Annotated in this window: 3 protein-coding genes; 2 read left to right on the forward strand and 1 reads right to left on the reverse strand. The window is 60.2% G+C overall.

The features are described from left to right. Positions 1-84 precede the first annotated feature (84 nt). Both HMPREF2857_RS07055 and HMPREF2857_RS07060 read left to right on the forward strand, forming a co-directional pair. On the forward strand, positions 85-9,222 hold the full coding sequence (locus HMPREF2857_RS07055; protein ID WP_246819650.1) for a type I polyketide synthase: 9,138 nt from the start codon (positions 85-87) through the stop codon (positions 9,220-9,222). After that, positions 9,219-9,623, forward strand: a complete 405-nt coding sequence (locus tag HMPREF2857_RS07060) for a holo-ACP synthase AcpS (RefSeq protein ID WP_016422272.1) — start codon at positions 9,219-9,221, stop codon at positions 9,621-9,623. Before HMPREF2857_RS07055 ends, HMPREF2857_RS07060 begins: the two co-directional genes overlap by 4 nt. Positions 9,624-9,635: 12 nt before the next feature. Here the strand turns inward: HMPREF2857_RS07060 and HMPREF2857_RS07065 are convergent, their stop codons facing one another. Then, on the reverse strand, positions 9,636-11,396 hold the full coding sequence (locus HMPREF2857_RS07065) for a neocarzinostatin apoprotein domain-containing protein (RefSeq protein ID WP_083310529.1): 1,761 nt from the start codon (positions 11,394-11,396) through the stop codon (positions 9,636-9,638). Between the last annotated feature and the right edge of the window lie 230 nt (positions 11,397-11,626).

Genomic DNA, 11,626 nt, shown 5'->3' on the forward strand with positions numbered 1-11,626 from the left:
GCGCCGCGAAACTGCGCGAGAAAAACATGATGGATTCCTCATGATTTATGGCATAGTGTCCTGGCAAGGATTTGGAAACAAAAGATGTTTTCATTTCGTACTCCACAAGACAAGGACCTCAGCCACGTGAAATACGAAAAACTCGCCACTTTGCAGACCAACGTCGTAACTGCTCCAGACCTGGGCACTTTTGCAGTCACTTTCGCCGGTCAATCGCAACCATGGCTGGACACTCTCTCCAGCGTCATGGCCAGTGGCAACTCAAAGAAACTACGGGAAGTTTTCACTCGCGCTGAGGAACTGCTCGCACCGCTTGACGACGATCTCATCGGCCAGCTTCCCGCAGGTTTCGACCCCTTTGGCTGGGCAATCTCACTCGTTACAGACGAGCCATTTACCGGAGATACAACCAACCCTGCGGTCAGCGTCCCGGGCATCGTCTTGGCACAGTTGGGCATTGTCGAGTTGCTGGAAAAGCAGGGAATTAATATCACTGAAGCGGTAGCGGTAACCGGTCATTCGCAAGGTGTTCTTGCTGCTGAGATTGTCGCTCGGCCAGAGAAGGCAGCAGAGCTTCTGGCGCTAGCTCGCCTCATCGGTGTGGCGTGTGCGCGCGGAAGCCGAGTAGCCGGATTTGGGCGCGCGCCGATGATGAGCATCTCTGGCCTGACGGTCGAGGGGTTGGAACCTTTCCTTCCCCAGGGCTGTGTCATCGGTCTGAAGAATACGCAGACCACCAGCGTAGTTATCGGCAAGCAGGATGAACTAGACCAGCTGGCAGAGCAGCTCGTAGCGCAGCAGCCGAAGGGGCGGGAAGTCGAATGTACAGTTCTGCCAGTTAGTGGCGCATTCCATCACCCAGCGCTGGCACCTGCTGTGGCATGGGTAGTGGAGCGAGCTGAGCGCATTGGGCTAGATGCGGAAACGGCGGACCGGCTTTCGCGTGCAATCTTGGTTGACCCCAGTGACTGGAGCGCCGAGGTACGGGGGCTCATCGACCAAGGGGCAACCACCATTTTGGATCTGGGGCCCAACACAGGCGTCGTCAAGCTGACAGAACGCAACGCTGAAGGCTATGGCGTGGCGGTGATTGCTGCGGCAACGGCTGCGGGTAGGGGCGTCCTGTCTGAGAGCGACATTGAGCATCCGACATCGTGGCTGGAGTTTGCGCCGCGTCTGGTCACTGGAGACAAGCCCCGTGTCGAGACGAAGTTCACCAAGTTGACCGGGCGCTCGCCAATTCTGCTCGGCGGTATGACCCCGACAACCGTTGACCCTGAGATCGTGGCGGCTGCTGCGAATGCGGGGTTCTGGGCGGAGCTGGCCGGTGGCGGCCAAGTCACGCCGGAAATCTTCGAGGCTAATGTGGCGCGACTCTCCGATCTGCTCGAGGAGGGGCGCAGTGCACAGTTCAACACCATGTTTTTGGATCCGTACCTGTGGGGTTTGCACATCGGAAGCCGGCGTCTGCTCCCGCGCGCAGTGGCAGCGGGGCGACCGATTGATGGTGTCACCATCTCCGCGGGAATCCCCGAGGTGGACGAGGCAGTTGAACTGGTAAAGCAGCTGCGTGAGGGCGGGATTCCGCATATCTCCTTCAAACCGGGCACAATCGCACAAATCGAGTCGGTGCTCGAAATCGCAGACACCTTGGCGCAGCAGGGCACGCCGTATCCAATCATCATGCAGGTTGAAGGTGGGCGTGCGGGTGGCCACCACTCCTGGGAAGACCTCGATCACCTGCTAATTAACACCTACGCAAAGATCCGCAGGCGAGATGTGGTGCTTGCTGTTGGCGGCGGTATCGGCAAGCCAGAACAGGCCCGTGATTATCTGATGGGCACGTGGTCGACACGGTACGGATTGGCGCCGATGCCGGTCGATGCTGTCATCATCGGCACAGCTGCGATGGCAGCCAAGGAGTCGACCGCCTCTGAGTCCGTGAAACAGATGCTGGTCGACACCGTCGGCACTGACAACTGGATCCCCGCTGGTAGCGCCATGGATGGCATGGCGTCGGGACGCAGCCAGTTGGGCGCTGATATCCACGAAATTGATAACGCCGCAGCACGCGCAGGCAGATTGCTTGACGAAGTCGCAGGTGACCTCACTAAGGTCACCGAACGACGCGCAGAGATCATCGAGGCAATTAACGCCACCGCGAAGCCGTACTTCGGGGATGTCAGCACCATGACGTATGCCGAGGTGCTGAACCGCTATCTCGAACTGTGTGCGCCCGAAGGGACGTTCCTCGATCCAACGTGGTCGACGCGCTTCGTCGCACTCGTCGACCGCGTAGAGGCACGACTGAATGCAGTCGACGCGGGCACGTTTGACGCGCTTGCCGACGGCGACAGCTTGCGCACCCAGCCGCAGAACGAAATCTCGCGACTATCCGGCCTGCTGGACCTGGATACCCCGCTCCACCCAGCAGATGTCACCTTCTTTATCTCTGAGCTCTGCCGCACACCTGGCAAACCTGTGCCATTCGTTCCGGTTATCGATGATGAGGTTCGTCGCTGGTGGCGATCGGACTCCCTATGGCAGGCGCATGACTCTCGCTACGATGCGGATCAAGTCTGCATCATCCCAGGGCCGCAGGCTGTTTCGGGCATTACCCGCGCGAATGAGCCAGTAGCGGAAATTCTGGGTCGGTTTGAAAAAGCTACCGCACAGGCATTGATGGATACCGGCTACCTGCCGGAGGCACCTGTTGACGCCCTCAGCCGGATGCTCGCAGCACCTGTGATTTGGTGGGCTGGCCGACAGCAGCCGAATCCGGCGCTGGCACTTGGCGCGGAACATGAGTGGGTATGTGTATCTGACGCAAGTGATGTCTCACGTTCGCAACGCCTGGAACACCCAGGAACCGGTGCCATTTTGGAGACCATTGGAGCTGATGGCAGCAATGATGAGGGCGGGGAGGAGCTCGTCTGGGCACAGCTGACCGTTCGGCTGCCCGATGCTGCGGGGGAGAATACGCAACTGCGAATTCGCCTGTGCCAGAGTGCAGCGGTGGGCGCAGTGCCCGTCGTCAAGCATGAGGATGCGGCAGCCGCGATGCGGGAGCTGACGCGAATCGCGGCTGGCGGTGAGCTTGCAAACATCGTCGATGGGGTCGCGGAGTGGGAATCCGTGTGGGATCCGATGGCGATGGCTGACTACGATGCGGTCACTATTGCAGCTGCCGGCGATGAGTCACAGGCGACGGTGCCGGACGCGTTGGTTGGGCATGCTTGGCCAGCGATTTTTGCGGCAGTCGCGCAGGCGCGTACTGAGACCGGCATTGATGTTGTTGAGGGCATGCTCGCGCTTGTTCATCTTGAGCATCACATTCGTATGATTGGAGCTCTGCCGCAGGAAACCACAACGTTGCGGATTAGTGCGCGTGTCGACGAGGTCGTTGATACGGACTTAGGGCGACTAGTTGTGGTGCGCGCGGAGGTTCGTGATGGCGATACGCTGCTCGCCACCTTGAGTGAACGCTTTGCCATTCGTGGCCGAAACGGCGGCGAGACAGCGCGGACCAATACTGTGCCATTTCCAACGGTCACGGATACGCCACGGAGTTTTCGCGGTGCCTTGACCGTGGAAGCGCCTGAGGCGATGGAGCCATTTAGCTGTGTCACGGGCGATCGCAATCCTATCCACGTCGATTCCCGGGCAGCAGCGCTAGCTGGTCTACCAGGGGTTATTGTCCATGGAATGTGGCTGTCGGCGATGGCCGAGCATGCGGCTGTTGCCACGTCGGATGCCGGCATTGGCAATCGGGTGATTGAGTTCACTGCGACTATGCTGAGTCCGGTTCTACCTGGTCAGGAAGTGAAGTTCTCTGTCGAACGCCGTGGTTTTGATGACCGTCCAGGCGCCGGTGAAGTCCGTGAAGTCACGGCCACAGTAGAGGGCGAGCTGGTACTGACTGCCACTGCTGTAATTGCCGCACCGACGACTGCATATGTCTTCCCTGGCCAGGGGATTCAATCACAGGGGATGGGGCTGTCTGCTCGGACTCGCAGCGTAGCGGCCCGCCGCGTGTGGGACCAGGCTGATGCGATGACCCGAGAGAAGCTTGGCTTTTCCGTACTGGCTATTGTCCGGGACAACCCGGTAGAGGTGGTCGTGGATGGTGTGCGCTATTTCCACCCAGAAGGTGTCCTGAATCTGACTCAGTTCACCCAGGTTGCGATGGCGACGTTGGGGCTGGCGCAGGTTGCGGAGCTCCGTGAAGCAGGGCTGCTGGATGAAACAGCTCACTTTGCGGGACACTCTGTCGGTGAGTACAACGCGCTGGCGGCTTTCGCTGGTGCGCTTGACGCAGATGCCGTGTTGGAGGTTGTCTACCGCCGCGGTTTGACCATGCATGAACTGGTCGAACGTGATGAGCAGGGGAGGTCCAACTATGGTTTGTGCGCCCTGCGTCCGGACAAGATTGGCGTAGGCGAGGACGAGGTCACCGAGTTTGTTAATCGGTTGTCGCAGGAAACCGGTGAGTTCCTCGAAGTCGTAAATCTCAACCTGGCAGGCAAGCAGTACGCCGTCGCCGGCACCGTCGCGGGCCTTGCGGCACTGGCTGATCAGTGCGAGCGACGCGGCTCGGACGGCAAGGGATACGTGCGTATCCCAGGTATTGATGTGCCATTCCACTCCAGTGTCCTACGCGACGGTGTGGATTCCTTCCGTAAACACCTGGAGCGGCTGCTGCCAGCGGAAATCACTCCAGAGCGCCTGGTGGGGCGCTATATCCCGAATCTCACCGCGACCTCTTTTGAGCTGACCGAGAAGTTCGTCCGACAGATGGCTGCAGTCGTCGACTCAGACATTCTGGAACACATCCTTGCCGACTTTGATACTGCCGCTGAAAACCCGGCGCGCCTGGCCCGCATGTTGCTGGTCGAGTTACTGGCCTGGCAATTCTGCTCACCGGTGAGGTGGATTGAAACGCAGGATCTGCTGCTTGAGGATCTCGGTGTCAGCCGCATTATTGAAGTTGGTGTAGGTACAGCGCCCACACTGGCAAACCTGGCTGCCCGCACCTGCCAGTTGCCCCGTCACCGAAGCCGTGACATTCGAGTGCTCAATCTCGAACGTGATGCTGATGCAGTGTTTATGCGCGACCAAATTCAGCCGAAAAAGACTGAGCCCGAGTCAGAGATGACACCGGAGCAAGACACGGCGCAGGCTCTATCTGGAGCAGCGGGAGAAACAGGAGAAGCGGGAGCAGCGGCGCCGGCGGTATCCGCCGACCAATCCGCGGCGACCGAACATGCAACCACGATCACGAGTGCGGCCACTCCGGCTGCCGAAGTAGCTGATATTGCCGTCACCCCGGCAGAAGCGCTGGAAGTTCTTATTTGCCAATGGACGAAGGTGCGCCCCGACCAGCTCGGCGCCGCCGACTCCATTGAGACTCTGGTCGATGGAGTCTCATCTCGACGCAATCAACTGCTGCTCGATCTCGGAGTCGAATTCGACCTCGGTTCAATCGAAGGGGCCGCAGATGCGGAACTGGCTGATCTAAAGGACAAGATTGATAGCTTGGCCAGTGGATATTCCGCATTCGGCCCGATTCTCTCCGAAGCCATTGCCGACGGTATTCGCCGGATTACCGGTCCTGCCGGTGCAGGCGCGAATTATATCGATGACTATGTGCTGGGTGAATGGCAGCTTGGCAAGGGGTGGGCAACCGCAGTCAGTGCTGAGATGATGCTCGGTACTCGTGAGGGCGCATCCCTGCGCGGCGGCGATCTTGCGCATCTGGCGCCGGCCGCCCCAACCAGTACTACCGAGCTCAACCAGCTGATCGATGAAGCTATTCTCGCGGTCAGCGCGCAGCGAGGTATAGCTGTCGCTAAGCCGTCGGCAAGCGACAGTAGCGCTGGAATGGTCGACTCGGCTGCACTCACTGAGTTTGCCGATAAACTGACAGGTCAACAAGGCATTCTTGCCACCGCTGCGCGCACGATTCTGGAGCAACTCGGCCACGAGATTACCGGTGCCATTGACTTCGATGCCGAAGACGCCGACAACAACCTGGTAAATCTCGTCACCGCTGAACTCGGCGCGGACTGGCCGAAGCTGGTCACCCCGACGTTTACGCCCACCAAGGCAGTGCTTTTCGACGACCGCTGGGCCACCTCCCGCGATGACCTAGCGCGCCTCTGGGCAGCCGCTGATGAGGACGTGGCTGAAACCGCGCCGGGCAGTATCCATGAAACCGCAGTCGAGCAGGCACAGTGGTGGGCTGCCAAGGCAGACGAGGCAGAGCGAACACAGTTGGCGAGTATCTACCGCCAGCTGGCGGATGAGGCCATCACGAATGTGGACGAACTATCGATGAATGCCGACATCGCAGTTGTTACCGGCGCATCGCCAAATTCGATTGGCTCCGCTGTGACTGCACAGCTTTTGTCTCAGGGAGCAACCGTTGTTGTCACGACCTCACGCCTGGGACACGAACGCCTGAGCTTCTACAAGCAGCTCTACCGTATGCATGCGCAGGGCGAAGCGAAGCTGTGGGTGGTACCGGCGAACCTGTCCAGCTTCCAGGACTTAGATTCCCTTATCGACTGGATCGGAACCGAGCAGACTACGACGATTGGTGCGGAAGTGGTTGTGACCAAGCCCGCGCTGTCACCGACGCTGCTATTCCCGTTCGCGGCGCCTACGGTTTCGGGTTCGCTTGCCGACGCCGGTCCTGCGTCCGAGACCCAAATGCGTCTGCTTCTGTGGTCGGTGGAACGACTCATCGCAGGGATGTCAGCACTTGGCGGGGACAATAATCTGGACCATCGTTTGCATGTGGTGCTGCCGGGTTCACCGAACCGTGGTCGCTTCGGCGGTGATGGTGCCTATGGTGAAGCCAAGGCCGCACTCGATGCAGTGGTGGCGCGCTGGAATGTGGAGGACGCTTGGCGCACCCGCACCACTCTGGCTCATGCACAGATTGGTTGGGTTCGAGGCACCAACCTGATGGGTGGAAACGATCCGCTGGTTGCTGCAGTGGAAGCAAAGGGAGTTCGCACCTTCTCCACCGAAGAGATGGCAGCTGAACTCATTGAGTTGGCGAGCTCGGAGGCTCGGAAGAAGGCACAAACCCGCCCGATTCAGGCCGATCTCACCGGCGGATTGGGTGACGTCGACCTCAACATTGCGCAATTGGCGCAGGAGGCTGCGCAGGCGGCTGGCCCAACAGCTCAAAGCTCCGAGGTCGCTAGCGGGGCGCGTTCGCAGGAGCCGTCGTCAAGCCGTGTTCTGAGCGGTCTGCCAAGCCCACGCCGACCAATTGCGCAGACAACACCGACCTTTGGTGACATCGCAGCGGCTCTGGAGGACATGGTGGTCATTGTGGGCGCCGGTGAGCTTGGGCCGTACGGTTCTTCCCGGACGCGCTTTGAGGCTGAAGTTGATGATATCTCTGCAGCAGGAATTGTGGAATTAGCCTGGTCAATGGGGTTGATTTCGTATGAGGGTGGCTGGCGTGACGCCGATGGGCAACCGTTGGCAGAAAGCGATATTGCTACGCGCTACCGCGATGAAGTGCTGGCGCGAGTTGGTGTGCGTCGTTACGCCGATGATGGCGATTTGGTTGACAATACGATGACTGAGCTGACCACGGTCTACCTGGATCGTGCGTTGAGCTTTGCTGTGCGTGACCGCGCGGCAGCGGAGACTTTTGTCAGTTCCAACCCGGACAACACCACTGCGAGCTTCGATGCCGAGACAGGGCAGTGGCTTGTGACACGGGCCGCTGGCATGCCAGTTCAGGTTCCACGCCGAATGGCGATGAGCCGCTATGTTGGCGGTCAAATTCCGCAGGGCTTTGACCCGGCACGCTACGGTATTCCGGCAGACATGATGGACAATCTGGACCGCGTGAGCTTGTGGAACATTGTCTGTACTGTCGATGCCTTCTTGTCATCGGGCTTCAGCCCAGCGCAGCTGCTGGAAGCGGTCAACCCGGCGCGAGTGTCGTCGACACAGGGCACAGGTATTGGTGCGATGGAGTCGCTGCGCAGTCTTTACATCGACGGTCTGCTGGGGCAACCGCGAGCCAATGACGTCCTGCAAGAGGCATTGCCAAATGTTATTGCCGCCCACGTTATGCAGTCGTATGTCGGTGGCTACGGGCAGATGATTCACCCTGTGGCAGCCTGTGCGACGGCAGCGGTGTCGGTGGAGGAGGGCGTCGACAAGATTGCCCTGGGTAAGGCAGATTTTGTTGTCGCGGGTGGCTTTGATGACCTATCCACAGAGGGAATCACAGGTTTCGGCGACATGGCCGCCACAGCTGACTCCGCCACCATGGAAAACAAAGGCATCGAGCATGAGTACTTCTCCAGGCCGAACGATCGTCGACGCGGAGGTTTTGTGGAATCGCAAGGCGGTGGCACGGTGCTGTTGGCTCGCGGAGACATCGCCCGTGACATGGGGCTCCCCGTGCTCGGTGTCGTCGCATACGCCCAGTCCTTCGCCGACGGCGCGCACACATCCATTCCGGCGCCGGGTTTGGGCGCGCTAGCGGCCGCTCAGGGCGGCGAGAAGTCTCGGTTGGCTCGCGCCCTTGCAGCACTCGATGTCACTGCGGATCAGGTCGCGGTGTTGTCCAAGCACGACACCTCGACCAATGCCAACGACCCAAATGAGTCCGAACTGCATGAACGCATTGCAGATGAACTCGGTCGCGAGCGCTCTAACCCGCTGTTGGTGGTCTCTCAGAAATCGCTGACGGGACACGCTAAGGGTGGTGCTGCAGCGTTCCAGATCATTGGTCTGACCCAGGTATTGCGCAGCGGCATTGTGCCAGGTAATCGATCGCTGGACTGCGTCGATCCCGCATTGGCTGCGCATTCGCGTCTGGTATGGCCAACGAAGGCAGTCAATTTCGGCAATACGTTGCCGCTGAAGGCTGGCTTTGTTACCTCGCTCGGGTTCGGACATGTCTCGGCACTGGTGGCAGTCGTCCATCCGGAAGCTTTCTACCAAGCGATAGTGCAGCACGATGGCGCTGAGGCTGCGGAGCGTTGGCGGTCCGCGGCGCACAACCGCGAAGCGGCTGGTCTGCGTCGCATTGATGAGGCTATTTACGGTGGGGAAGCTCTCTACGAGCGTCCACGCGAGCGAAACCTGGCGGACGGTGGTCGGTTCGGTTCACCCGCTGCATTGGAAAAGGCAGTTCTGCTTTCCGACGGCGCCCGTCTGATCGATGGTGTCCTCCAGCCATGATTGGCGTAGACCTCGTCTATATTCCGGGCTTCGAAGAGCAGCTGAATATGCCAGGAAGTCAGTTCGCGCAGGCTGTTTTCACACCTGCGGAGCTACTGGTAGCTAGGCGCCGCGGAGCAGTCGGCGGCGCTCTGGCGCGTCACTTAGCGGGCCGCTGGGCTGCGAAGGAAGCCTTCATCAAGGCCTGGTCGCAGACTCTCTTCGGCAGCCAACCGCCGATTGCGCGCGATCAGCTGGACTGGCGGGAAATAGAGGTGCAGCCGGATGCCTACGGTCGCGTGAGCATCAGTCTCCACGGGGCTGTGAGCCGCCATTTCCACGATCAGGAGTGGCAGCTGGGGCCGTCGTTAAGCATCTCGCACGACGGCGACTACGCAATCGCCGTCGTACGCTTGGACTAGCCCGGCGCCGTGCTAATCGACGGACTTCTGACGGCGACCGACCAAGATGCCGGCACCGAAGATTAGCGCGCCCAGGATTGCGCCGGTTCCGGCGACTGCGGCGGTTTGGAGCGGAGAGTTGGTCGCGGCCTGCTGAGTCTGCACATCAACTTCGTCGAGGCCATTGCCGGAAGCGTTGGACTTTGCGGAAGCCTTGCCAGATGCCTTGGATGAGCCGCTGGCCTTGGACTCTCCGGTCTTGGAGGCACCGGCCTTCACAGCTTCTTCGCGTTCCTTGGCGGAGCCGCCGACGCTGAGGTTCGTGGCCGTGTCCTGGCTGCGGTCGGAGGAACCGTGAGCAGCAAAGGTGTAGAGCGCGCAGTCATTTTCGACGCAGTTGGCGGCCGAGGTGACGGCCTCGACATTGAGCGTTGTGGAGAAGCTGCCGTCGGAGGACATCTGGGAGGTGCGGACAAACTCAGCGGCGGAGAAAGCATCAGCGTTGGTGGTGGAGAACTTGTTCTTCTCAGCCACTGCGACGTAGATGCCGTTGCCGCTGGTCTTGAATCCGCTGCCGGAGACGGTAATTGCGGTGCTGCCCGACGGGTTCAGTTCCGTGGTGGACAGGCTTACCGACGGGGTGCCGGTCGAGGAGCTGCTGCCGTTGGAGCTGCTGGAGCCGCTGGAAGCGCTGGTGCTACTCGTTCCACTAGACCCTGTGCTGCCACTGGTGCCGGAGCTTGCGCTGCCTGCGGACTGTGAGGAGCCACCGCCGGAGGGCAGGGTAGCGTCCTGCTTGGCAGCTCCGCCGGCAAACGATACCGAGGTCGCCGTGTCCTGGCTGCGGTCGGAAGAACCGTGAGCAGCAATGGTGTAGACCGAGCAAGCGTTCTGCATGCAGTCTGCCGTGCCGAACTTCGCGCTGACCGGAAGATCCACGCTGAAGCTGCCGTCGGACTTCAGGTTGCCGCGAGAAGTAGACACAAACTGGGTATCCGGGCCGAAGGAATCGGCGTTGGTCACATCCATCTGGTCATTTTGCGCGATACCGACGTAGATGCCCGGTCCAGAGGTCTTGAATCCCTTGCCTTCGACTCGAATGGTGTCGCCGCTCGGGTTCAAGTCTGAGGTCTTGGACAGGCTCACCGATGCGTTACCCCGTGACTGCGACGGTGACTGCGAGCCCGACTGTGACTGGGAGCCCGAACCAGCGCTCTGGCCACCGCTCGGCGCCGCGCCGGTGGAACCCTGCGATTGAGCAGCCTGGGAAGTAGCACCCGCCTTGAAGGTGATGGGGACCCACTGGTCATTGCTGCGGTCAGAAAGATTAGGGAACGCAGTAAAGGAGGCTACGTAGCACTGGGTAGAGGTGCAGTCGACATCGCCAAAGCTGGTCGCGACCTTCATCTCCTGCGTAAAACTTCCGTCCGCGCCAACCGTGACCTTGGCCGCTTCGCCGTAGGTCGAAGGGTAGCCCGACTTTGGCTTCTCGATTGTCTGGGCCAGGTAAATATTTGCGTTAGCGGGGTAGCCGACTCCCTTGATGGTCACGGTGGCGCCGTCGGACAGATCGGTGGCAGGGGTCACGGAGAGCTGGCGCTCAGACTGATCGGTGCTGCCGCCGAGAAGGTCGCCGATGCCGGGGAGCGAACCGCCGAGCTGTCCAATCGATGGCAGTGACTGTGCCGATGCGGGGACTGCGGGTAAAAATCCCGTACTCACTACGATTGCCGAAGCTAAAACAATAGAGCGGGGAAGCAGGCTCCGTCGGAAAGCGCCCTGCGTCGTGGACATGTGAACCTCTGATTCTGTTTGGGAGTTCCGGCGCAGGCGCGGCGAAAAACAGGGAACCCCACCGCGCTGACCAGAGTAAAGCGTAAACTAAGGCAAGCCTACCCTCCGCGTATTGATAAGGGCAATAAATGCCCCTGCCGAGGTGGGCGAGGGGTGCTCTCTAGTTGTGATGTCCAGGGACGTTGTTGAGTCGGTCGAAGGGTACGCCGCCAATCGCAGAGTGGTGTCGG

Origin of the sequence: Corynebacterium sp. HMSC076C10 (assembly GCF_001812455.1) — a bacterium.
Taxonomy (GTDB): domain Bacteria; phylum Actinomycetota; class Actinomycetes; order Mycobacteriales; family Mycobacteriaceae; genus Corynebacterium; species Corynebacterium jeikeium_D.

What these genes read in the sequence shown, in the direction of transcription:
- HMPREF2857_RS07055 (WP_246819650.1), top strand. Translation starts at nt 85, where the DNA reads ATGTTTTCATTTCGTACTCCACAAGACAAGGACCTCAGCCACGTGAAA.
- HMPREF2857_RS07060 (WP_016422272.1), top strand. Translation starts at nt 9,219, where the DNA reads ATGATTGGCGTAGACCTCGTCTATATTCCGGGCTTCGAAGAGCAGCTG.
- HMPREF2857_RS07065 (WP_083310529.1), bottom strand. Translation starts at nt 11,396, where the DNA reads ATGTCCACGACGCAGGGCGCTTTCCGACGGAGCCTGCTTCCCCGCTCT.